The following is a 23338-nucleotide window of genomic DNA, read 5'->3' on the forward strand; positions in this document are numbered from 1 at the left end:
TGCCTTGTCTGAATAATGTATAAGTTTTACGTTTATTTAAAATATAAAACCTCTACATTCAAGTTCAACAGACCCTGAGCTATTTCTTTTTATACAATACCATAGTCTCTATATGTTTAGTTTGAGCAAACATATCCATTATGGCAATTTTTTCTATAACATATCCCTTATTTAATAGCAGTTGGCTATCTCTAGCTAAGGTAGCAGGATCACAACTTACGTACACAATATGAGGAATGTTTAATTGAACAAGTTCACTAACCGCTTCATAAGCGCCAGCTCTTGCAGGATCTAATAATACTTTTGTATAAGCGTTATTTACCCAAGGTGCATTGGCCCAAGAACTATTCAAATCGGCTTGATAAAACTGAGTATTATCAATCTGATTAACTTCAGCATTATAAGTGGCTTTGTTCACCATGGTATCAAGACCTTCTACACCAACAACACGGTTAACTTGTTTTGCTATTGGTAAACTAAAGTTACCTAAACCACAGAATAAATCGAGTACTTGATCGTCTGCTTTTAATGATAACCATTCTATGGCTTGAGCGATCATTTTGCTATTGACGTTATGATTAACTTGGATAAAATCTTTTGGCTCGAAATAAATATTTATTGCCTTATCATCGGTATTAAGCAAGACACTATCTATTGAATAATATAAATCGGTAGTAGCGTTGAGAGGCTTTATGTTTGTGCCATCATCAATATACACTTGCCATTCTTGCTGCTCTTCGATCCCATTCCATAAATCACTATCTTGTGTATTTAATGGCACTAACTGCCTAACAACTATACTTACATGTTGAGTCGATATAACTTCTATATGACCAATAGACTTAGCCAAGCTTAACGACTGTATAAAGGTTTTAAGTGTTGTAAATATGTTTTTAATAGGCTCAACAAGCACAGGACATTCTTTTAATTGCGCTAAATTATTACTGCCTTTTTGTCGAAACCCAACAATAGGATCGCCATTTTTATTATATTGAACACCAATACGCGCTTTTCTTCTGTAATTGAATAGCTCGCTATTAATACTGTTTTGCCAAGGTAGTTGCGCGGTTATTTTATTACGCGAGAATAAATCAACAACCTTCTGTTGTTTAAAACTTAAATGTTGTTCAAAAGACAGGTGTTGAAGATCACAACCTCCACAAGTTTTAAAGTGCTTACAACTAGGTTTTATTCGCTGCTCACTTGGCTGAACTATTTCAACAACACTGCCTTTAAAAAACTTACCTTTAGCCTCTATAATTTTAGCTGTTACTTTTTCTTGAGGTAAGGCGTTTTCTATAAAAACAGGTTTATTTTGATATTTCCCTACACCTGTTCCATTATGATCTAGTCTATCAATAACGACAGAAATCACTTGTCCTGTAGGTTGTTTTTTATTACTCGGTTTGAAAAAATTGGCCATGTTTTTATCTTAATTGGGTTACCGTCGATCCAACGCTACAAATTCAAACGTGTATATGACATGATAAGAGAATAATCTTTGTATTATTTGAATAAACACCCAAAAATACAAACTCATTACGTACCTATAATTCTACACTAAGTTAACCGATACATGCATAAAATTAGCCTTAAAGATTGGGTCATTCTTCTTACCATTATTCCAACCATTTTGATTGGTTTAAGTATCGCGACTTATTTTTCTTACAGTAGATATGTCGAACTAAATAAATTCTTAGATGCTCAAGCTCAAAGTATTATTGAGCCTTTAGCTATTGCTAGCACTGATGATTTAATTAATAAAGATCAACAAAAACTACGTCACCTCATTAGTTTTGCACATCGAAGTCAATCTTCCATAGTAAAAAGCATTGCCATTTTTACTAACGACAACCAAATATTTGTTACCAGCTCGTATCATGGCGACATAGATATAATGCGCCTTAACGCGGGCGAAGCGATCCCTACTAAAACATCTAAATCCGATTATGATGATTATATTGTCTTTAGAGCACCCATTATTGATGAATATAACGCTGTAAATAGCAAGATTACTCCTTTGGGTTATATCGCAATTCAGATCGACAGAAGCAAAATACAATTTATACAACAAAGCGAAGTGCTTATCGCTTTCGCCATTGTTTTATTTGGCATTTTAATTAATTTTATTTTTGCTTCTCAATTGATTAAAAATGTAACCTCTCCTATTTCATCTATGGTGCAAGTTGTTGATAGAATTAGAGAAGGAAAGTTAGAGAGCCGTATTAGTGGTCAGTTAATTGGTGAGCTAAATTTCCTGAAAAAAGGTGTGAATTCAATGGCGCAATCTTTGGGCGACTATAATGACGGAATGCAACGTCAGATCGACCAAGCCACCATAGATTTGCGTGAAAGTTTAGAGCAGTTTGAGCTGCAAAACGTTGAGTTGAATTTCTCAAAACGAAAAGCACAAGATGCTAACCAAGTTAAATCTGAGTTTTTAGCCAATATGAGTCATGAGTTAAGAACTCCGTTAAATGGAGTTATTGGATTTACTCGACAGGTATTAAAAACCCCTTTAACGGATACACAGCGTGACTACCTTTATACCATTGAACGTTCTGCAGCTAATTTACTCTCAATCATTAACGATATTCTCGATTTCTCTAAGCTAGATGCAGGGAAAATGGTATTAGAAAAAATCCCATATTCATTAAGAGAAGCTACTGAAGAAGCGATCACTTTGTTGGCTCCTAGTGCGCATCAAAAAAATATCGAATTGTCATTTAATATAACCTCTTCAGTACCTGACTCACTTATTGGTGATGCTATGCGCGTTAAGCAAATCATCATAAACTTAGCCAGTAATGCCATTAAATTTACCAATAATGGTTCTGTAAATATAGATATTAAATGCGAGCAAGTTGAGCAGAGTAAAGCCTTATTTAAAGTACAAGTCGTTGATACGGGTGTAGGTATTAAGAGCCAGCAACAAGATGCTTTGTTTGAAGCATTTAGCCAAGCAGATTCGAGTATTACGCGTTTATATGGTGGCTCTGGTTTAGGCTTGGTTATTTCTAAACGCCTAGTCACTGAAATGAATGGTAATATTGGATTCTCTAGTGAAGAAAATAAAGGCTCTACCTTCTGGTTTACTTTTGAGTCAGAATTAACCCCTATCCCACTTATTACCCAGTTACAGACCGCATCGTTAATAGGTAAGAAAATACTGTACCTTGAACCACATATGCATAGCAGAATGGCGACAACACATATAATGACTGACTGGGGTATGGATGTATCTCATGTACCAAGTATTGAACAAATTAAAGATGCGTTATCTCAAACCCATGACTATGAACATGTTTTAATTGGTCATGATATAGGTACTATCGCATTAGACGAGTTAAAAGGCTCTATTAGAGAATTCAATAAGAGTAATGTATCAATTCACATTGCGGTAAATAGTAACTCGCCACATATATATGAAACATTGTTTGCCAGTGGAGCTTCAAATTGTATCAGTAAGCCAATAACGCCAACTAAATTGAATAAAGCTTTAACCCATCAAGACACTCCATCGAATAAGGTAATAGAAGAAAACAAAATTAAAAACATTATCCCTATTAAAGTACTTGCGGTTGATGATAACGACGCTAACTTGAAGTTGATCAAAACATTATTATTAGAACAAGTTGCTGAAGTAGTAACGGCAACAAACGGTTTAGAAGCTGTAGAGCTATGTAAAACTGAAAAATATGCGCTTATCTTTATGGATGTGCAAATGCCTGTTATGGATGGAATAACAGCGTTAGCCGAGATAAAAACAAAAACCTTTAATGAAACCACACCTATTATCGCAGTAACAGCTCATGCTTTACACGGCGAGAAAGATAAACTAATGGATAAGGGTTTTGACTTTTACATGTCAAAACCTATTGATGAGGCGATATTAGGACACACTATTTATGAATACTGCGATGTAACTCAGTTTAATGAGCATTCACTCGAAAGTATTCATACACAGGTAAAAAACACCACCCCAGAGCCTGTGATAGATTCGTATTCAACAACAATTATTGATTGGAAATTAGCTTTAAAAAGAGCGGCAAATAAAGAAGGTTTGGCAATAGAAATGTTAGAAGGTTTAACGAAGAGTTTACCTATAGCTAAACAACAAATATCTGAAGCTATTACCTCGTTAGATACTGAGCAATTAAAAACACACATACATAAATTAAACGGTGCTTGTTGTTATTCAGGTGTGCCTAACTTAAACAAAATGGCGCAGCAAATAGAAACATCTTTAAAACAAGATGTAAGTATTGAAGACTTAGAGCCAGAGTTTTTCGAGTTGTTTGAACATTTAGATAATGTGATGAGCCTAGCACCGCAGATATTAAACTCATTTAATATTGCTGCGGTTAAACTCGATACTCATAAAGAATAGTATTTTAGATAGGGTTAAGATCTTAAGTTGATTTTAGCTCCAGCGTTAATCTCACCTTCTTCAGACACAGTGGCAACCCCGCCATTACATTCAAGAATAGCAACATTTTCACCTTCAATATTTCGAATACACACTAATTCATAGCCAAATTTACCTAAACTACTGGCTGAAAACTTTTGTGCTAACGACAATTTATCCCACCAAATAGATGATTGGGGAGACTCGCCACGTCTATCAACCATCGGAGGTTCTAGGAGTTCCATAACCACACTCCGTTATCCATAATAAAGTACAATGTATTAAGTATAGACCTAAATAAGAAAAACAGTTAAAAAAATAATTCTTTATATGTAAAATTAGATGACTAAATATACTTAAGATATGAATTTAAAGATAAAATTTAAGAGATAGGGATAAGTAGTAGGAAATACAAAACCTAATTTTATTTAATAAAGCGGATTATAAAGAAAGTACAACAAAGGCTGTGGCGTAATTCACTTCATCAGATAAAGTTATATGCCATTTAGTTGCACCTAATGACTGGGCTACTTCTAAGGCTTTATCTGTTAACAATAAACTAGGTTGACCAGATGCTAAGGATTGAATTTCAATATGTTTAAAAGAAACGCCTTGAGCAATTCCTGTACCTAAAGCTTTAGATAAGGCTTCTTTACCTGCCCATCTTTTTGCTAAGAAACGTTCCGGTTGTTTGAGTGTTTTGTAATGTTGGTATTCAGTGTCGGTTAGCACACGTAAAGCAAGGCGATTAAGCACTTGCTCTGACATACTCGAAATTCTATTAATTTCAACAATATCTGTTCCAATTCCGATAACCGACATGATCTACCTTAAACACAACAACGTGAGTTAATCTTAGCTTTTATTTGATAATCTCTTTTACTTAAGCCCACGAGCTTCAAGCATAAGACGCTTCATATCTCTAATCGCTTTATCTAAACCATCAATAACAGCACGAGCAATAATGCTGTGACCAATATTAAGTTCTATTATTTCAGGAATAGCAGCAATAGGTTTAACATTAAAATAGTTTAAGCCATGACCAGCATTTACTTTTAAGCCTTTACTATGGGCATATTGAATACCTTTAGTCAGCCTTGCTAGCTCAGCTAATTGATCTTCTTCATTCGTTGCATCAGCATAATGCCCCGTATGAATTTCGATATAGGTCGCTTTGGTGGCTAGTGCTGCATCAATCTGTTTTATATCAGCATCAATAAATAAACTCGTTTGAGTTCCTACCGCTGCTAAGCGACTAACTGCTTGAGTAATTTTTTCAAGCTGACCCACAACATCTAAACCACCTTCCGTGGTTAATTCTTCACGTTTCTCTGGAACTAAACAGCAAAAAACGGGTTTAACATCACAAGCTATATCTAGCATTTCATCGGTAACAGCCATTTCTAAATTCATGCGAGTATTCAGTGTTTGCTTTAGCACATGAATATCTCGGTCTTGGATATGACGTCTGTCTTCACGTAAATGTACTGTAATACCATCAGCACCTGCATGTTCGGCAACAGTTGCAGCATAAACAGGATCTGGAAAGTTTGTGCCTCTGGCTTGTCTTAAGGTTGCAATATGGTCAACATTAACGCCTAGTAAAATATCATTCATAATTGATTCTTCTTTTATTCTTTTTTATATTCAAAAATTAGTCTTCAAGTTACTTTTAAGCTAAAACTATCGTTTAGGCTTAAGCTATCTTGTGAAAAGCTTTCTACTGTTAAGTGGCTTGCCACCTAGTAAATTATTAATAACTTGTCGCATAAGTAGTTTAAATGTTCTTAATACGAGTTCATCTTCAAGACGTTCTTCAGCAATAGCGAGTAAATGTTCTCGGCTATACTTGGGTATATTTAATTTAGTTAAAACAGGTACAAAGCCTTCTTCGAGTATGTAATAAAAATGGCTTTCTTGTGATTCAAAGATACTATTAAAATCAAAACTCTGCCCTAGCTCATCTAATAAAGTCATTTCAAATGATCTTAAGTTTTGTTCAACGGGTTGCTGTTCAGCTAAACCTTGTAAACTCATTTTATATCGATAAAACAATTCTGGGCATTCTATATGTTCGCCCAATAATCTAATTAATAATTCATTGAGATAAAAGCCACAAAAAACATAGTTACCCGAAAGAGCATAAGAACGTCGGCTTGTTTCTATTCGACTTAAATTTTTAAGTTGCCCTTTGCCTTTTAATACTACTTGTAATGGCAAAAAAGGCTGTAACAGCCCTTTTTTATTAGATTTTTGTGTTTTACCTGTATAAACAACAGCTGAAACTTTACCACTTTGCTCAGTAAGTAAATCAACAATTAATTGGTTATCTTTAAAAGGCTTACTGTGAAGAATAAAGGCTTCTTGTTCAAATGCTTCCATTGATACACTTATAGTTGTTTAACTCTGATTTTGGTTTAGTTTTCTAGCCTGAGTAATCATCGCCATAACCTAAACTACGTAAAGCTCTTTCGTCATCAGCCCAACCAGACTTAACTTTTACCCAAGTCTCTAAAAACACTTGTTGACCAAATAAAGCTTCCATATCACGACGAGCTTCTTGTCCTATGGTTTTAAGTCTTGCGCCTTTGTTACCAATAACCATTCTTTTTTGAGTTTCGCGCTCAACAAGAATAAGTGCGTTAATGTGGTATACGCCCTTCTCATCCATCTTAAACTGCTCTATTTCAACAGTTATTGAATAAGGTAATTCATCACCAGTGAAACGAATTAACTTCTCTCTAATGATTTCAGACGCCATAAAACGACTTGAGCGATCGGTGATGTAATCTTCAGGAAACCAAAAATCGCCTTCAGGTAATGATTCCATACATAAGTCGTGGATCTTATCTACATTATCGCCTTTACTTGCTGAAATAGGGATAATGTTTTGGAAGTCATACTTAGCACCTAATTTTTGTAAATGCGGTAATAACTCTTCTTTGTTTTGTACGTTATCAATTTTGTTAACAACTAATACGCAAGGCGCACCACTTTTTCTAATTTTGCTGAGTACAAGCTCGTCATCCGTTGTCCAATGAGTACCCTCTACTAAAAATACAATAAGTTCTACTTCTGCTATTGAACTACTAGCGGCTCTGTTCATTAAGCGATTAATGGCACGTTTTTCATCAGTATGTAAGCCAGGAGTATCAACGAGAACTGCTTGACGATTTTCTTCAGTAAGAATACCTAAAATACGATGACGCGTAGTTTGTGGCTTTTTAGACGTGATACTAATTTTTTGACCTAACAAGCTGTTTAATAACGTTGATTTACCGACGTTAGGACGTCCGACAATAGCAATTAGTCCACAATATTTCATTTCTGTTGTCATTTTTAAATTAAGTCCAATACTTGTTGAGCAGCTGATTGTTCAGCCTTGCGTCGGCTAGTGCCTTTAGCGATAACCTCAGTGCTTATAACACTGGTTAAACACTTTACGGTAAATTGTTGGTTATGTGATTGCCCGCTGACTTCTATTACTTCATATTCAGGAAGAGGTATTTTTCTGCCTTGTAAATATTCTTGTAATCGTGTCTTTGGGTCTTTTTGCTCATTACCTGGTTTTATTATGTTTAAATGATGTTCAAACCAACTAAGTATTAATGCTTTACAAGTTTCTTCATCTGAATCTAAATAAACTGCGCCAATAATGGCTTCAACAGCATCTTCAAGAATCGAATCACGTTTATGACCACCACTTTTGAGTTCGCCAGCACCTAATATTAAATGCTCGCCTAACTTAAAATCGCGACCAAGTTTAGCTAAGGTAACACCTTTAACTAAGCTTGAGCGCATACGCGTTAAGTCACCTTCGTCATGCTCAGGAAATTTATGAAATAACACTTCTGCAATAACAAAACCTAAAATTGAATCACCCAAAAATTCTAAACGTTCGTTGTGTGAACCTTTAGCGCTTCGATGGGTTAATGCTTGCAATAAAATATCTTGATCATTGAAGTTATATCCAATGCGTTTAGATAAAGCTGCGAGTGTTATAGGTGTATTTTTGATCAATTAATTTATTCCACCTAAGCGTTCAAATCTAACCCCTGTAGGGATCCAGTTTGGAATGATGCTGTCTTGCTCTCTACCAAAGGTAAAGCTCATCCAAATAGCTACAGCTTCTCCAACTAAGTTTTCTTCCGGCACAAAGCCCCAAAAACGACCATCTAAGCTGTTGTCTCGATTATCACCCATAACAAAATATTGACCTGCTGGCACAACAAATTCATCACGTTGTGTACCTGCTTGTTTATAATATTGAGGAGTACGCTCAACAACATTATTGTTAATTAATATATCATGAGTTTTATTAGGCATTTCTGAACTGAAACGACTTAAACCGTATGAACCATCAGGTGTAGAATCTTCTGGTCTTAACGTTTGCACAACTTGTTCAAAGTCAGAACAGGCTTTATCTGCAGGCTTACATACAGGCTTAATGTACAACGATTTGTTACGGTAAATAATACGATCACCTGGTAAACCGATAACACGCTTAATGTAATCAATCTCTGGCTGTATTGGGTATTTAAAAACCACAACATCGCCACGCTCAGGTAAATTGATTTCAACAAATTTATGACGAAGCACAGGATCACGTAAACCGTAATTAAACTTGTTCACTAAAATAAAGTCGCCATCAAGTAGTGTAGGCATCATAGATCCTGATGGGATCTGAAATGGTTCATATAAAAATGAACGTAATATCAACACAAATGCAATAACAGGGAAAATTTGTACTGCTGTATCAACCATAGCTGAAGGCTCAACTAACGATGCTTTAGTATCTGCATCTAACTCGCCTTCGCATTGGGCTTCTGCGCTCACTAATTTTAATTCACGTTTTGGTGCTAAATAAAACTTATCTGCTAACCAAACTATCCCTGTTAGTAACGTTAATGCTACTAAAAATATAGAAAAATAAACTGCCATATATATTCCGTTTCGTCTTGTTTAACTGAAATTAACTATCTAATTTCAATACTGATAAAAATGCTTCTTGCGGTATTTCAACATTACCTACCTGTTTCATACGTTTTTTACCGTCTTTTTGTTTCTGTAATAATTTCTTCTTACGAGAAATATCACCACCGTAACATTTGGCTGTTACGTTTTTACGTAATTGTTTTACTGTTGTACGTGCAATAACGTTATTGCCGATAGCTGCCTGAATCGCAATATCAAACATCTGTCTGTGAATAAGTTCTTTAAGCTTTTCAACTAACATACGACCACGAGCTATAGAATGAGATCTATGAGTGATCATTGCTAACGCATCTACACGATCGCCGTTGATCATTACATCAACTCTTACCATGTCTGCTGGTTCAAAACGTACAAAGTTATAATCTAAAGAAGCGTAACCGCGGCTGGTAGATTTAAGTTTATCAAAAAAGTCCATTACCACTTCAGCCATAGGTAACTCGTAAGTTACAGCGACTTGATTACCATGGTAAATAATATCTTTTTGTACACCACGTTTTTCAATACATAAGGTAATTACATTACCTAAATGTTCTTGTGGTACTAAAATATTCGCTTGAACGATAGGTTCACGAATTTCTTCAATGTTATTGATTGCGGGTAAATCACTTGGATTATCAATCGATAAAACATCGCCATTAGTACAAACAATTTCATAGTTTACCGTTGGCGCTGTGGTAATCAGGTCTAGGTTATATTCGCGTTCTAAACGCTCTTGAACAATTTCCATGTGGAGCATGCCAAGGAAACCAATACGGAAACCAAAACCTAATGCTGAAGAGTTTTCAGGTTCAAAAAGTAACGAGGCGTCGTTTAAGCTTAATTTATTTAGCGCATCACGGAAGTTTTCATATTCTTCTGAACTTACTGGGAAAATCCCCGCATAAACTTGTGGTTGAACTTTTTTAAAGCCTGGTAAAGCCGTTGTAGCTTCTTTCTTAGAAATAGTAATGGTATCACCTACTGGTGCACCATGAATTTCTTTAATACCCGCGATAATGAAACCAACTTCGCCAGTTCTAAGAATGCCTGTTTCTTTTTGCTTAGGTGTGAAAATACCTACTTTGTCGATAAGGTGTACTTGTCCTGTTGACATGACCACCATTTTATCGCCTTTTTTAACTTCGCCATTGATCACACGAACTAAAGATACAACACCTTGGTAATTATCAAACCATGAATCGATAATTAACGCTTGTAATGGTGCATCTCTTTCACCGACTGGCGGTGGAACATTAGCTACAATCGTTTCTAAAACATCTTCAATACCAATACCTGTTTTAGCTGAACACTGCACAGCATCAGTTGCATCAATACCAATAATGTTTTCAATTTCTTCTGAAACACGCTCAGGGTCGGCTTGTGGTAAATCTATTTTATTTAAGATTGGAATGACTTCTAATTCCATTTCTATAGCCGTATAACAGTTAGCAACTGTTTGAGCTTCAACACCTTGTCCAGCATCAACAACTAATAAAGCACCTTCACAAGAAGCTAATGAGCGAGATACCTCATAAGAGAAGTCAACATGGCCTGGAGTGTCGATAAAGTTAAGTTGGTAAATTTCACCATCTTTAGCTTTATAATCTAAAGTTACACTTTGCGCTTTAATGGTAATACCACGTTCACGTTCAATGTCCATTGAGTCAAGAACCTGTGCAGACATTTCACGATCTTGTAAACCTCCACAATGCTGAATAAGACGATCAGAAAGTGTAGATTTGCCATGGTCGATATGGGCTATTATCGAGAAGTTTCGGATATTTTTCATAGATGGAGGTTCAAGTACAACAATTATAAAATTAACAATAGCGGGATTTTAACGAATTTAGCGTACGGGGGCTATCTTTATACTCAATTAACTTTCAATTACAGTGATTCTTTCTGTAAGAATACGTAAAATTTTGGGTGTTAATCTGGCTTTATTTTTAGGAGAGGATTGTTTGTTTTTTGCTAAAGAATAACCTAAATAACCGCCTAACGCTGATAATAACACGCCAAAAAATTCATGAGGTAACATACCATTACTGATAAAATACTGTCCTACACCAGCAAAAGAAATTAAACCAATAAGCGGAAATAAATACACTTGCCAAGCACTTTGCAGTAAACAAGCATCTGAAAGACCCAGCACAACAGTATCACCAACTTTAAGAGGTAAATCACTCTGTAAGGTTAACGATAGCTTTTTAGTAGGAAAGGCTTTGGCAACTTGCCCGCTTCCACAGTTATCAACTTGCTGACAACCCGAGCAAGCAGACTTAACCTCACTCATTATAGATACGGTATTGTTATCAACATGAACAACAGTTGCCAACTCTTCCATTATGGTATGTTCTTATTTGGTATAAAACTAACTGAATCAGCAATACTTTGCGCTGTAATTAATGGAATTTTACCTACAACACTAACTTCAACACCATTTGATACTTGGTTGAAAACACCTGTTGCACCATTCATTACAAATTCAGCTTCTCGGTTATTAACAGGAGCTTTATTAATATAAACCGAAATATCCACTAAACCATCTGAGAAAAGCATGAATTCTGTTGCTTGCTTAGTAATAGTCAGTTGATGGTGGTTTGCTCTGATCTTTTCAAAACCACTTGGTAACCAGTTAATGTTCCACTGAAGTTCAGCTTCAGTTGACGCTTCAGGCACTTCTACCACAGCAGGTAATTCAGAGGTTTTTAATATTTTTAAAGACTCAGGTAGACCTTGAGAAAACTCTAAATGAGTAAACTGTACTTGCTCTAGCACGATACCTTGACGAGTAATTAAAGACATTTTCAATAACATGCCAGACTCTTGGTCTATCCATAAACGATAGCCATAACGATTAGGATCTTTAGAAACAATACGAATAACTTGTGAAGAACGACCTAAAACACGACTTTTTCCTAATGAAATAAAATCGTAGTTTTCTTGGAGAGTAGAAATATCACCACTTAGGATCGCAGGAATAGGACCACTAATTTGATATGTTTTAACAGAATATGGAGGAAGTTCAGGCTCAATATAACTTACAATTTCATTACGTCTTAATACGTCTCTTCGAGGACCATTAAGTAAAGATAAGATTTCTAGTTCATTACCTTCTTCATCAACACCATGAAACCAATGATAAGGTTCAGCGTGGTTATTTTTAATAACCACGAATGACGTACTAAAATTGCGCGTTTTTAAAGATTGAGATAGAGAATTAAGCCAAGTTGAAGCTTGCTCTACCTCTGCGGCGATTGCTGTAAAACTAGTACTCAGCAATAGTACGCATGCTAATATTCTCATTTAGGCAGGTTTTCAACCTTATTGTTTGGAGTGTTTTCTAACTCAGGTGCAACGTCATTTGTAGATGTAGTCGTTACAGCTGTTAGTTTAATTTGTTGCTTATGATCAACAAGTAAAGCTTGTAAGCGACGTTGTTGTTCAATATAAGCTTCTTTTTGAGATTTTTGTGAAGGCTGTTGGTAGTTAAAACTAACAGGTTCAGCAATACCAACAAAAGCACTTGTTTGGATATTTTGAATTGGCGCGGCATCATCAGTTTGAACAACATTGTTTTGTTGAACACCTAATACCATTAAACCAGCAGCAGAAGCAGCGATAGCTAATTGCCCAAATGGTTTAACAAAACTCACTACTCGAGCTTTAAATCCAGTTTCTTTTGTCGCTGTATTTTTTGGTGCTAATACAGTTGGCTCATTTTCAATTGCTGCAGAAATTTTGTCTGCAAGGTCTAATTGTAATGTTTCAGGAACATCGTTTCTCATGATGTCACCCATCAATTGATAACGACCCCAAGTATCAGACAATTCACTATCTTTGACTATTTCATCAAAAGATTCATCTTCATGACCATAATTATCAACTAAAGATGACACTGTCTCAAACTTACTTTCACTCATACATACACCTTAAAATTAGCGTTGTAACTAAAATAGTTACTTAACTCTGAAGTAATGGTCGTATTTTTTTATCTACAGCATCACGTGCTCTAAATATTCTTGAACGAACTGTACCAACAGGACATTCCATAATAACGGCAATTTCTTCGTAACTTAAACCTTCAAGCTCCCTTAAATTTATCGCGGTGCGTAAATCTTCAGGTAACTGCTCAATTGTATTAAATACTACTTTCTTAATTTCGTTTGTTAATAGTAATTTTTCAGGAGACGCGTTTTCTCTTAAAGCATCTCCACTATCATAAATCTCTGCATCTTCAATTTCAACATCTGAACCTGGTGGTTTACGTCCAGTTGCAACAAGATGATTTTTTGCACAGTTTACAGCAATACGATAAAGCCAAGTGTAAAAGGCACTATCGCCTCTAAAATTAGGTAATGCTCGATAAGCTTTAATAAAAGCTTCTTGTACTATATCAGGCACATCACTTTGGTTTTTAACATAGCGTGAAACTAAACTTGCTACTTTATGCTGGTACTTAGTAACCAGAAGATTAAAGGCATGTTTATCACCGCTTTGTACTCGTACAACCAACTGCTGGTCAACGTTTTGTTCACCCATTCGAGCCCCATCTCCTAAATAATACTTAACTTCTTTAACATCTGGCTCATGGCAAACGTATAAATTAGGACTGCCCTAATATGAAAAAGTTCGAAATAAAAATAAATAAATTAACAATAAATTAAAGAATTGCGCTATAAGCCTTTATTTTTACTGTTCTAGACAATGAATAAAAGTTAATATCTTTGTACATATAATACAGCAATATTAAAATTTTATGAACAAACAACACAACTGTGACGTATTAATTATTGGAAGTGGAGCTGCTGGCTTATCACTTGCTCTACATTTATCTAAAAATGCTGATGTTGTTGTCCTCAGTAAGTCACTAGTTAATGCAGGCTCTACCTATTATGCTCAAGGTGGAGTTGCCGCTGTATTTGATGAAAATGATAATATTGATTCACATGTCACTGACACTTTAATTGCAGGTGCTGGCTTATGTGATGAAGACGTTGTTCGTTACACCGCTGAAAATGCTAAAGAATGCATGGAGTGGTTAATAGGACAAGGTGTTGATTTTGACAAAGAAGAATCGACTGGAAATAAAGTGAAATATCATTTAACCCGTGAAGGTGGTCACAGTCATCGTAGAATTTTGCATTCAACAGATGCTACTGGTAAAGCGATTCAAACCACGTTAGTTGATCAAATAAAAAATAATAACCGAATACGTTTATTTGAACGTTACAACGCTATCGATTTGATCTCTAAAACGGATAAAGATAACAATTCTGAATGTATCGGTGCTTATATTTGGAATAGAAACACTGAAAAAGTTGAAAGTATTTCTGCTCAAAAAATTATTTTAGCAACAGGTGGAGCAAGTAAAGTATACCAATATACGTCTAACCCAGATGTTGCTAGTGGCGATGGTATTGCTATGGCTTGGCGAGCTGGTTGTCGAGTCGCAAATATGGAATTTAATCAATTCCATCCTACTTGTTTATTTCATGCTGAAGCCGGCACATTTTTATTAACTGAAGCTCTTCGAGGCGAAGGTGCATTACTAAGACGTCCAGACGGTAGTCGTTTTATGCCAAGCTTTGATGAACGTGCAGAGTTAGCGCCACGTGATATTGTAGCTCGAGCAATAGATTATGAAATGAAACGTTTAGGTGCTGACTGTATGTATTTAGATATTAGTCACAGACCAGACGACTTTATCAAACAACATTTTCCTACTATTTATCAAAAAACTTTAGAGCTTGGTATAGATATAACTAAACAGCCGATCCCTATTGTTCCTGCCGCTCATTATACTTGTGGTGGCGTGATGATCGATAAACAAGGAAAGACAGATTTAGAAAATTTATATGCGATAGGTGAAGTTGCTTATACTGGTTTACATGGCGCAAATAGATTGGCAAGCAATTCATTATTGGAATGTTTAGTTTTTGCTCGCGGTGCAGCTCAAGATATAGAAAAAACCTTAAAACGAGAAGTAAAATACATAGCGCTTCCTGCTTGGGATGATAGCCGAGTAACCGATTCGGATGAAGAAGTGGTTATTCAACACAACTGGCATGAACTGCGTTTATTTATGTGGGATTATGTTGGTATTGTTAGAACAACCAAACGCTTAGAACGTGCTCTACATAGAGTTGAGTTATTACAACGCGAAATTGATGAGTATTATCAAAACTTCAGAGTAAGTAATAATTTATTAGAATTACGTAACCTAGTACAAGTTGCTGAGTTAATAATAAAAAGTGCTATGGAGCGTAAAGAAAGCCGTGGGCTTCATTACACTTTAGATTACCCTGAACTAAGTAATGAAATTAAAACAACAATTTTATCACCCATTAAAAATTAACTGACGGGTTATCAAGCTCTAGAGTGATCAAAAGTATTTCGTTTGATCACTCTACATAATTGAGAGTAATGCTGTTGAGATACACTCGACTTAAAAATAAAGAGTGTGTTGGTTTTTACTTTATCGCTCTTCTCGTTCGTCAAACATAACCAACAACCTAAGAACCCCATTCGACTATTCAAATGCATCCGATAAGAGTTGTTGTTTATTTCAACAATACCATCTGGGGATAAAGTTATTTCTTTAAGGAAGTAACAAGGCTTATCTCGTACTGAAGAAAAGCGAGACGGGAATAAACAAAGAACAACAATAAATAACATGATTGCTGCTACAAAAATCAATTGTGCTAGAAGTGGTTTAAACTCAAATATTAATATACTCGCAACAACAACCGTTAATAAATATATAACCGAACCCATAATAATTTTCGGTAGTAACGACGAGTATATTTTTAACTTAAAGCTTGATACGTTTGAGTATAAGTTGGACCATTGAGTCAAGTTCTTTGTCTTCACATTTTTCATGCCCCATAAACCAAGCAAACAACTCAGGATCTTGGCAAACTAGTAAACGTTCAAAAATAGCTTTATCATCTTCAGGAAGATCATCATAAGCTTGATCTACGAACGGTAAAAATAAAAGATCAAGTTCTAACATCCCTCGACGACAAGCCCATCGTAATCTCGGTTTATTATCTATTTGGGTCATACAGCACCAGTAAAATTTAAAGTAAAAGTAACGATATGTCGCTATTCTAACAATTTCGGCAATATAAGCTTGTATTTTTTTCAAATGACCTCATTAATTAAACTAATATTCTATGCAAAATATGCCTTAAAAAATGACGATAACATTAGATCAATCCTTACCTACCTTTGAGCAACTACCTAACGTTTTTGCTATTAAGCTTGATAACCTAGCGGCTATTTCACTGTCTGGTGAAGAGCAAAATAAATATCTACAAGGACAAGTAACTTGTGATGTTAATACGGTAAACGAACACAGTTTACTTAATGGCTCTCATTGTGATGCGAAAGGTAAAGTGTTTTCGGTGTTTCGTTTAATACTACGCAATAATGCCAATCTATTAATACAACCTAAAACTACAATTGAAGCATCTTTAGCTGAACTTAAAAAGTTTGGCGTATTTGCTAAAGTAACTATTGAAGCTGTGGAAGATTTAACTTATTTAGCGGTATGTGGTGCTGAAGCTGGAGCAACGTTAACAAAACATTTATCAACATTACCGTCTGAATCATCTCCTGTTGAAACAGAAGGTACAACGACTTTTGTTTATATCGCTGGTAAAACTCCCCGTTATTTAGTGATAGATGATGAAGATAAAATTACTGATTTTGCCAATAAACTTAATATAACGACCTATGCACATAAAATTTGGGATCTATTAGAAATTACTGAAGGCTTTCCTACTTTAAGTGAGTCTGCTATTTCAGATTACGTACCACAGATGCTAAACTTGCAGGCTGTTAATGCCATTAGCTTCACCAAAGGCTGTTACTTAGGTCAAGAAACAGTAGCAAGAATGCAATACCTTGGTAAAAACAAACGAGCTTTATATAGCTTAAAAGGTAAAACAGCTTCTCTAGTAAATGATCAAAGTATTATTGAAAAGCAACTGGGTGAAAACTGGCGTAAAGCTGGAGACTTATTAGCAAGTTATACGGCTGATAATGGCGAATATTATTTACAAGCAGTATTAGCAAGCGACACAGACGAAAGCACAAACCTTCGTATAAAAGACGCTACAGATACTGAATTACATTTAAACACATTACCTTATTCTTTAACTACTCAGGACTGATCACTCAGACATTATTATGAAAATTACTGCAAACAAAGTCGCCGTTATCCATTATTCAGTATCTACTTCAGACGATACATTAATTGATAGCTCTTACGATCACGAACCATTGCCGGTCATTTTTGGCTCAGGCTATTTAATTCCTGGGCTAGAAGAAGCATTAGATGGACATGAAGTAGGTGATAAGTTTGAAGTCACTGTGCCTCCTGAAAAAGGTTACGGCGAGCGCTTTGACGATTACGTACAAACAGTGCCTAAAGAAATGTTTGCCGATATTGAAGATCTTGACGTTGGCGCTCAATTAAGAGCAACAACTGACGAAGGTGAGCAAACCGTGATCGTAGTCGATATGACAGAAGACACGATTACTGTTGATGGTAACCATCCATTATCAGGCATGGATTTAAAATTTGACGTTGAAGTGTTAGAAGTTAGAGATGCTACAGCAGATGAACTTGAGCATGGTCATGTCCACGGTGAAGGCGGTTGTGGACATTCACATTAAGCCGTTTTACATTTAGCTAAAACATTATTTTAAAAGCCTCATTATTTATTAAACAATGGGGCTTTTTTATGAGCTATATCTTTGCAGACAACACATCCGTTTATGTTAACTAAAATGTATTCAAGGCTTGAATCTTACGCTTAATATCATCGTATTTTAATGCCTCACACAAAGCAAAGCCTTGTAGCTTTTTCACTTTATGTTTAGTGAACATGGGGACTGTTAATCCCACCAAAAACTGACAATAAATACTAATAGGTAGATCTGAAATACCCGCTGACTGTAAATGTTGAGTTAAAGCATTGCAGGCAGCACTGATATCATCGTCATCGGGCCAAATAGCTTCTGATGAATAACTTAACTTCGCAATACGTCCCAAACACACCGAACAATGCTGACAATGTTCTGGACTATTTTTATCATCAAAATACAAAGACAAGTTTCTACTTAAACAACGATCTAATTCAAAAAAACGAATTAAAGCCGCAATGCGGTTGATTTCACTTTGTTCTTTATCAGTAAAATAATTAAAAATATCTTGCGCTAAATCAGCCGAATTTAACTGTTCAGGAGAAACTTGATAAACCTCAGTCATACGCTTAGTTTGCAGTTCTATCAATTGCTTTTCATGTAAATAATCTAAAGCCGTAACAACTCTAGAGCGATCACATTGATACTGCTGCTGTAAGGACATAAAGTCAGGTTCACCCCAAATCTTCTTAAACTTTGTATTACCAAAAATAGCTTGAACAAAAGCTTTTCTTTCACCTTCAAACATAGCTAAAATTTTATTCTCTTGGGCTATGAACTTATATTTAAACTCCGCAAAGTAAGCGTGTTTAGGTGTTAATAATCCCATCAACTCAAGTTGAACTAATAAGGTTTTTAAAGGTAATTGACGAATGTTGGTTTCATTAGAAAGTCCGGTTATCTGCACCTCCCATTGATTGTACTGGCTTTCTTTTTTAATATTTTCGAGTAATAACTCAATACTATTTAACGTAGGTGTATCGCCATACACAAAATTTTCGAGGGTGTGTAGGCTGTCTAAATTCGCCAGCGTTATACAATTGGACGCTTGTTTGTCTCGCCCTGCTCTACCTATTTCTTGGCTGTAATTTTCGATTGATTTAGGTAAGTCGTAATGCACAACAAAGCGAATATCCGATTTATCAATGCCCATACCAAAAGCAATAGTGGCAACCATCACCGGAATATTACCACTCATAAAACGTTGTTGAATATCTTGTTTTTTATCATCAGCAAAGCCCGCATGATATGCGTGGGCATTAATACCTTGCTGTTGTAAAAACTGTGCAACTACTTCCGCAGTATGTTGCAGCGTTACATACACAATACCGCAACCACTTTGCTGATTGATGGTATTAAGTAATTCAGCATTTTTATTTTGTTGTTCAATAGGTACTACAGACAAATTTAAGTTCGGACGATAAAAACCTGTTTGCACTATATGTTCTGGCTGAATATCGAACTTAGCCGCCATATCACGCTTTACTTTAGCCGTAGCCGTAGCGGTTAGTAACAACACTTGCGGTATATTTAATTCTTTTTTATAAGCTGGTAGTTTTAAGTAGTCAGGTCGAAAATTATGTCCCCATTCAGAAATACAATGGGCTTCGTCTACCACTAACTGTGAAATAGCGACTGAAGATATAAACTGTCTAAAACGTTCATTTTTAAAACGTTCAACCGACACCATGAGTATCTTTATCTTTCCGGCTTTTACATCTTGAATGACTTGCTGGTGTTGCTCTGAACTTAACGATGAATCAATGCTTGCTGCTGGTATACCTTTACTCGCTAAAAAAGATAATTGATCTTTAATCAGCGCCAGCAAAGGCGATACAACTAAAGTTAAATACGGTAAATGTAAGGCACTTAACTGATAACAAAGTGACTTACCTGAGCCTGTAGGAAATATAGCAAGAGAGGACTGTCCTGCAATCAATTGTCTTACTGTTTGTTCTTGTCCTTCTCGGAAAGAATCAAAACCAAAAACTTGTTTTAAACTAGATAATAATTGCAAAGAATATCCTTGATAATAAAAAGCTAAAACTTAGGACTAAATGCAGAGTACATTAACCTTCATTTTAGCTAATAGCCGTTTACTTATATTTTTATTTCTATTTTTCTTTATGGGTAATAAAGCAATTTAATACGCTGACAAAAAGCATCTAAGTTATCATATTTTTTAGCGAGTCGATTAAAGTCACTGTCATAATCTACCACTAAAAACTGACACAGCACCGAATAAGCGGTTACATCAAAACTCGATATTTTTTCACCAAAAAAGTAATCCTTATCGCCTAATATACTAGATAATGCATTAAAGGTTTGATCTGCGATAGATAAAACTTCTTCGTGACTATGACGGCTAATACCTTGACCATACAAGTTTTTAACAACTTTTTTACGGATTAAACTTGATGCTAAGCCTTTAACAAGAAACGGTACGCCAGCAAAAAATTTTGCTTTAGAGATTTCCCATACGGTGTCATCAGCCCATCGAGAATAAACTAAGCACCAATATAAGCTTTCTTCTACTGATTTAGTAAATAGGTGAGCCATAGCTTTTTGCTCTTGGGTTAAGAAGCCATCCATATTTACATCATACTTTTTATCTAAATATTCAATAATAAAAGATGAGTCTCCAATATCTTGATTATCATCTTTAATGAATGGAAGTTTACCTTTAGGTGAAGCTTTTAAATATTGTGTTCCAGCCTTTACATCGTAATCTAATTTAGCAATACGCAAATATAAATCGACTTTCACTACAAATGGGCTTGCGTCCATCACACCAAAACCTGGACCAAAACTATATAAAGTAACCATGTAAATAACACTCCCTCAATACTAATAATTAGCAATTAACAACCAGTGAAAAATCTATAGTAGAGCAGTGTAGCTTACCAGCCTCTTTAATTCGATAAGCATCTACTAGATAAATATCTATTGGAAATTAGGTGAGTAATGATTTATTGATGATAAAAAAGAGGAGAGGTGCTATCGAAATGTAATCGGTAGCACTTTAATACATATTAAGTAACCGTAATTACTTTTTCTTCCATACAGTAAAATGAATATTAGAGACGACAAATTCACGTTGATTATTTAGCAATACACGAGGAATATTCTGCTCTTCAAGTAAATTAAAATTAGCGCTTAATTGCTCAGTTAAACCATCGAAGCCAGTAAGATTTTCACCATTTACTTTGATCCCACCAATCCATTTATTTTTAGCTGTTATGCTTTCATCAAAATGATAATCAGACGCTACAATTAACAGTCCATTTTCATTTAAACGTTGATGAACTGACGCTAAGAAAAGCGCTGGATCATAACTTTGCTCTAAAACATGTTGAGCTAAAATAACATCGTAATGCGCATACTTAGCTTTTAAGTTAGCGGCATCACCTTGGCTAAAATGAATAGTTCCAGCATCGGCAGAAGGTGTTAGTGATAACTTAGCTAAAGAAATCTCTTTAAACTCAACTATCTCACCTTCATTTTTAACTGTGTATCTTACATTCTCATTATTTTGTAATTGCACACCATGTTGAATATAACGTGCTGAAAAATCTACCCCATCTACATGTTTGAAAGCAGTAGAGAGTTCGAAAGATGTTCGCCCAACACTACAACCTAAGTCTAAACATTTAAGGCTATTAATATGTTCAGCTGAATTTTCTTTATACTTAGATACTGAATCAACAACACTATTCGCTATCGTTTTCGAGTAATTAGCAAAATTAAAATAATCATTACCGTAATGACTTTCAAGTTGCTGACAAACAACATTATCCGTCTCATACAAGTTAACGCTTACTGTTGGTATATCTTCATTATCACTTTCTATATAACGAAAGCCTGCATGTTGAGTAAAGTGCCGTCTAAAAGCATAGCGTGAAGATTTAATCGCTTCGTTGCCAGTTGAGATCCACGAACCACCTTTAATTAGATTGTGTTTTCCATCAAACGTTGGCGTTGAGAAATCGTCATAAAGCGGATGAACATTAAAGCCATTGAAACCGTCGATAGCCGATTCTGTCCATTGCCATACATTACCAATAATATCGCTAAATTCAGTTTCGCCGTTGCTAAAAAGATCAACAGGAGAAGGTGAAGCAAAAGATTCTAAATTAATATTACCTGGTGCTTTATTCCATTGCACAATATCGCCACTTAACTCATCTCGTAATCTGTACCATTCAGCTTCAGTCGGTAATCTAATAAACTTACCTGATTGTTCACTTTTCCAATTACAAAAAGCTTTTGCTTCTAAATAGTTAACTTCTGCAGGCCAATTAAGAGGTAATGGCATTACCGAGGCTAAATTGCGCTGGTAATATTCACCCTCTTTTTCAAACCAAAAAACAGGCATAGATGGCTTTTTGAATAACAACCACTGTTGTCCTTCCTTAGTCCAATAATCTGTATTTTTGTAGCCGCCCGCTTTAATAAAACTTAAAAATTCTTGGTTAGTTACTAAAAATTTAGATGCACTAAAACCTGCTACATCTACAGTTAGCTCACCGTATTCATTATCCCAACCATAAGTTTGGTCTTCATCTTTCTTCCCTAAAACTAACTGCTTATTTGATAAAGGGATAAGTTGATTTACCGGTGCATCGCCAGATTTTTCGTAAGGTTGCCATTCCTTATTAGGTGTTAAAAACTCAAGCGGTAACATTCTCATAATAACGGAAGACGTTTCTAAATGAATACGTTCATGCTCACAGCCCATCAATACAATCCAAGCAAGTGAATCTTGAGTAATAGGTAGCGTTAGCTCCATGGTATCGATGAGGTTAAGCATTAATGAATAAACAGAATCTCTGTATTCATTTACCTCCGTAACGGTTGGCCAATTATAGTTTTCGGTATTTAAATCATCCCAACTCATTTCATCTACACCAACAGCACATACAGATTCAATGCGTTGATCGAGTCTTTGATGAAGATACTTACCTAAAATTAGCTTATTAATAAAGAAGGTGGCGGTATGCCCATAATAAAAAATTAACGGGTGCCTAAGTCTTTCGGGCTTTAAAAAGTAAGCCTCGTCTTTATTAATTTGAGAAAATAACGATTCGTAAGTTTGCCATGTATTTTGGAAATATAGCTTAAGTTCTTCACGTTTACTTTCTATGCTTGTGCCATCAAGTAACGGCGTTTTAAGTTGTTGCAACGTTGTATTCATAAATTATTTTCTTGAATTATTTTAATTTTTTATATGATTTTTATATA

The 23338-nt window shown here is 35.4% G+C and carries 22 protein-coding genes; 4 read left to right on the forward strand and 18 right to left on the reverse strand.

From position 1 onward, the window contains the following. Positions 1–79 precede the first annotated feature (79 nt). Complete coding sequence (gene rlmD / locus ACPUVN_RS13330) at positions 80–1423, reverse strand: 23S rRNA (uracil(1939)-C(5))-methyltransferase RlmD (protein WP_426359842.1); 1344 nt, start codon at positions 1421–1423, stop codon at positions 80–82. 153 nt (positions 1424–1576) lie between these two features. Between rlmD and barA the strand changes: the two genes are divergently transcribed. Then, positions 1577–4390: a two-component sensor histidine kinase BarA gene (barA, locus tag ACPUVN_RS13335; RefSeq protein WP_426369239.1), complete on the forward strand. Its 2814-nt coding sequence runs from the start codon at positions 1577–1579 to the stop codon at positions 4388–4390. Positions 4391–4404: 14 nt separating this feature from the next. Here the strand turns inward: barA and ACPUVN_RS13340 are convergent, their stop codons facing one another. From ACPUVN_RS13340 to rpoE, 12 genes are all read right to left on the reverse strand, one after another. After that, a complete protein-coding gene (locus tag ACPUVN_RS13340) occupies positions 4405–4653 on the reverse strand; it encodes a hypothetical protein (protein ID WP_426359839.1) in 249 nt (82 codons plus the stop codon). A 196-nt stretch (positions 4654–4849) separates the two neighbouring features. Continuing rightward, complete coding sequence (acpS, locus tag ACPUVN_RS13345) at positions 4850–5230, reverse strand: holo-ACP synthase (protein WP_426359838.1); 381 nt, start codon at positions 5228–5230, stop codon at positions 4850–4852. Between the two features lie 57 nt (positions 5231–5287). Further along, a complete protein-coding gene (gene pdxJ / locus ACPUVN_RS13350; RefSeq protein ID WP_426359837.1) occupies positions 5288–6025 on the reverse strand; it encodes a pyridoxine 5'-phosphate synthase in 738 nt (245 codons plus the stop codon). An 84-nt stretch (positions 6026–6109) separates the two neighbouring features. After that, positions 6110–6790, reverse strand: a complete 681-nt coding sequence (gene recO, locus ACPUVN_RS13355; RefSeq protein WP_426359836.1) for a DNA repair protein RecO — start codon at positions 6788–6790, stop codon at positions 6110–6112. 43 nt (positions 6791–6833) lie between these two features. Then, on the reverse strand, positions 6834–7745 hold the full coding sequence (gene era, locus ACPUVN_RS13360) for a GTPase Era (protein ID WP_426359835.1): 912 nt from the start codon (positions 7743–7745) through the stop codon (positions 6834–6836). Between the two features lie 2 nt (positions 7746–7747). Continuing rightward, positions 7748–8425: a ribonuclease III gene (gene rnc / locus ACPUVN_RS13365; protein ID WP_426360529.1), complete on the reverse strand. Its 678-nt coding sequence runs from the start codon at positions 8423–8425 to the stop codon at positions 7748–7750. A gap of 3 nt (positions 8426–8428) precedes the next feature. Further along, positions 8429–9349, reverse strand: a complete 921-nt coding sequence (gene lepB / locus ACPUVN_RS13370) for a signal peptidase I (RefSeq protein WP_426359834.1) — start codon at positions 9347–9349, stop codon at positions 8429–8431. Positions 9350–9380: 31 nt separating this feature from the next. After that, positions 9381–11171, reverse strand: coding sequence for a translation elongation factor 4 (lepA, locus tag ACPUVN_RS13375; protein WP_426359833.1), 1791 nt, complete (start codon positions 11169–11171; stop codon positions 9381–9383). An 87-nt stretch (positions 11172–11258) separates the two neighbouring features. After that, the gene (locus ACPUVN_RS13380; protein WP_426369240.1) at positions 11259–11726 is read right to left on the reverse strand and encodes a SoxR reducing system RseC family protein; all 468 of its coding nucleotides are present in this window, start codon (positions 11724–11726) and stop codon (positions 11259–11261) included. Next, a complete protein-coding gene (locus tag ACPUVN_RS13385; protein ID WP_426359831.1) occupies positions 11726–12688 on the reverse strand; it encodes a MucB/RseB C-terminal domain-containing protein in 963 nt (320 codons plus the stop codon). The genes ACPUVN_RS13380 and ACPUVN_RS13385 overlap by 1 nt, the downstream gene beginning before the upstream one ends. After that, entirely contained in the window at positions 12685–13305 is a 621-nt protein-coding gene (locus ACPUVN_RS13390) for a sigma-E factor negative regulatory protein (protein ID WP_426359830.1), read from the reverse strand. The genes ACPUVN_RS13385 and ACPUVN_RS13390 overlap by 4 nt, the downstream gene beginning before the upstream one ends. A gap of 40 nt (positions 13306–13345) precedes the next feature. Further along, the gene (gene rpoE, locus ACPUVN_RS13395; protein ID WP_426359829.1) at positions 13346–13924 is read right to left on the reverse strand and encodes an RNA polymerase sigma factor RpoE; all 579 of its coding nucleotides are present in this window, start codon (positions 13922–13924) and stop codon (positions 13346–13348) included. A 217-nt stretch (positions 13925–14141) separates the two neighbouring features. Between rpoE and nadB the strand changes: the two genes are divergently transcribed. Further along, positions 14142–15740 carry an L-aspartate oxidase gene (nadB, locus tag ACPUVN_RS13400; RefSeq protein ID WP_426359828.1) on the forward strand — a complete coding sequence of 533 codons (1599 nt, stop codon included), beginning with the start codon at positions 14142–14144 and terminating at the stop codon, positions 15738–15740. Positions 15741–15751: 11 nt separating this feature from the next. Here nadB and ACPUVN_RS13405 read toward each other — a convergent pair whose 3' ends face one another. Together ACPUVN_RS13405 and ACPUVN_RS13410 are read right to left on the reverse strand one after the other, a co-directional pair. Beyond that, the gene (locus ACPUVN_RS13405) at positions 15752–16159 is read right to left on the reverse strand and encodes a hypothetical protein (protein WP_426359827.1); all 408 of its coding nucleotides are present in this window, start codon (positions 16157–16159) and stop codon (positions 15752–15754) included. Between the two features lie 37 nt (positions 16160–16196). Beyond that, positions 16197–16448: a succinate dehydrogenase assembly factor 2 gene (locus ACPUVN_RS13410; protein ID WP_426359826.1), complete on the reverse strand. Its 252-nt coding sequence runs from the start codon at positions 16446–16448 to the stop codon at positions 16197–16199. A gap of 133 nt (positions 16449–16581) precedes the next feature. Here ACPUVN_RS13410 and ygfZ point away from each other — a divergent pair, with 133 nt between their 5' ends. Together ygfZ and ACPUVN_RS13420 are read left to right on the forward strand one after the other, a co-directional pair. Beyond that, a complete protein-coding gene (gene ygfZ, locus ACPUVN_RS13415) occupies positions 16582–17562 on the forward strand; it encodes a tRNA-modifying protein YgfZ (protein ID WP_426369241.1) in 981 nt (326 codons plus the stop codon). A 16-nt stretch (positions 17563–17578) separates the two neighbouring features. Continuing rightward, entirely contained in the window at positions 17579–18067 is a 489-nt protein-coding gene (locus ACPUVN_RS13420) for an FKBP-type peptidyl-prolyl cis-trans isomerase (protein ID WP_426369242.1), read from the forward strand. Positions 18068–18176: 109 nt separating this feature from the next. Here the strand turns inward: ACPUVN_RS13420 and ACPUVN_RS13425 are convergent, their stop codons facing one another. The 3 genes from ACPUVN_RS13425 to ovoA all read right to left on the reverse strand — a co-directional run bounded on the left by ACPUVN_RS13425 (position 18177) and on the right by ovoA (position 23291). Continuing rightward, positions 18177–20114, reverse strand: coding sequence for a RecQ family ATP-dependent DNA helicase (locus ACPUVN_RS13425; RefSeq protein ID WP_426359823.1), 1938 nt, complete (start codon positions 20112–20114; stop codon positions 18177–18179). A 107-nt stretch (positions 20115–20221) separates the two neighbouring features. Then, entirely contained in the window at positions 20222–20923 is a 702-nt protein-coding gene (locus ACPUVN_RS13430; protein WP_426359822.1) for a glutathione S-transferase family protein, read from the reverse strand. 220 nt (positions 20924–21143) lie between these two features. Then, complete coding sequence (gene ovoA, locus ACPUVN_RS13435; RefSeq protein ID WP_426359821.1) at positions 21144–23291, reverse strand: 5-histidylcysteine sulfoxide synthase; 2148 nt, start codon at positions 23289–23291, stop codon at positions 21144–21146. Between the last annotated feature and the right edge of the window lie 47 nt (positions 23292–23338).

The organism is Pseudocolwellia antarctica, from assembly GCF_049933045.1.
Taxonomy (GTDB): domain Bacteria; phylum Pseudomonadota; class Gammaproteobacteria; order Enterobacterales; family Alteromonadaceae; genus Pseudocolwellia.

Coding starts and splice junctions, on each gene's coding strand:
- era (WP_426359835.1), bottom strand. CDS start 7,745: ATGACAACAGAAATGAAATATTGTGGACTAATTGCTATTGTCGGACGT.
- pdxJ (WP_426359837.1), bottom strand. CDS start 6,025: ATGAATGATATTTTACTAGGCGTTAATGTTGACCATATTGCAACCTTA.
- ygfZ (WP_426369241.1), top strand. CDS start 16,582: ATGACGATAACATTAGATCAATCCTTACCTACCTTTGAGCAACTACCT.
- rlmD (WP_426359842.1), bottom strand. CDS start 1,423: ATGGCCAATTTTTTCAAACCGAGTAATAAAAAACAACCTACAGGACAA.
- ACPUVN_RS13430 (WP_426359822.1), bottom strand. CDS start 20,923: ATGGTTACTTTATATAGTTTTGGTCCAGGTTTTGGTGTGATGGACGCA.
- acpS (WP_426359838.1), bottom strand. CDS start 5,230: ATGTCGGTTATCGGAATTGGAACAGATATTGTTGAAATTAATAGAATT.
- ACPUVN_RS13420 (WP_426369242.1), top strand. CDS start 17,579: ATGAAAATTACTGCAAACAAAGTCGCCGTTATCCATTATTCAGTATCT.
- ACPUVN_RS13405 (WP_426359827.1), bottom strand. CDS start 16,159: ATGGGTTCGGTTATATATTTATTAACGGTTGTTGTTGCGAGTATATTA.
- ACPUVN_RS13380 (WP_426369240.1), bottom strand. CDS start 11,726: ATGGAAGAGTTGGCAACTGTTGTTCATGTTGATAACAATACCGTATCT.
- rpoE (WP_426359829.1), bottom strand. CDS start 13,924: ATGGGTGAACAAAACGTTGACCAGCAGTTGGTTGTACGAGTACAAAGC.
- ACPUVN_RS13410 (WP_426359826.1), bottom strand. CDS start 16,448: ATGACCCAAATAGATAATAAACCGAGATTACGATGGGCTTGTCGTCGA.
- barA (WP_426369239.1), top strand. CDS start 1,577: ATGCATAAAATTAGCCTTAAAGATTGGGTCATTCTTCTTACCATTATT.
- lepB (WP_426359834.1), bottom strand. CDS start 9,349: ATGGCAGTTTATTTTTCTATATTTTTAGTAGCATTAACGTTACTAACA.
- ACPUVN_RS13390 (WP_426359830.1), bottom strand. CDS start 13,305: ATGAGTGAAAGTAAGTTTGAGACAGTGTCATCTTTAGTTGATAATTAT.
- nadB (WP_426359828.1), top strand. CDS start 14,142: ATGAACAAACAACACAACTGTGACGTATTAATTATTGGAAGTGGAGCT.
- lepA (WP_426359833.1), bottom strand. CDS start 11,171: ATGAAAAATATCCGAAACTTCTCGATAATAGCCCATATCGACCATGGC.
- ovoA (WP_426359821.1), bottom strand. CDS start 23,291: ATGAATACAACGTTGCAACAACTTAAAACGCCGTTACTTGATGGCACA.
- ACPUVN_RS13385 (WP_426359831.1), bottom strand. CDS start 12,688: ATGAGAATATTAGCATGCGTACTATTGCTGAGTACTAGTTTTACAGCA.
- recO (WP_426359836.1), bottom strand. CDS start 6,790: ATGGAAGCATTTGAACAAGAAGCCTTTATTCTTCACAGTAAGCCTTTT.
- ACPUVN_RS13340 (WP_426359839.1), bottom strand. CDS start 4,653: ATGGAACTCCTAGAACCTCCGATGGTTGATAGACGTGGCGAGTCTCCC.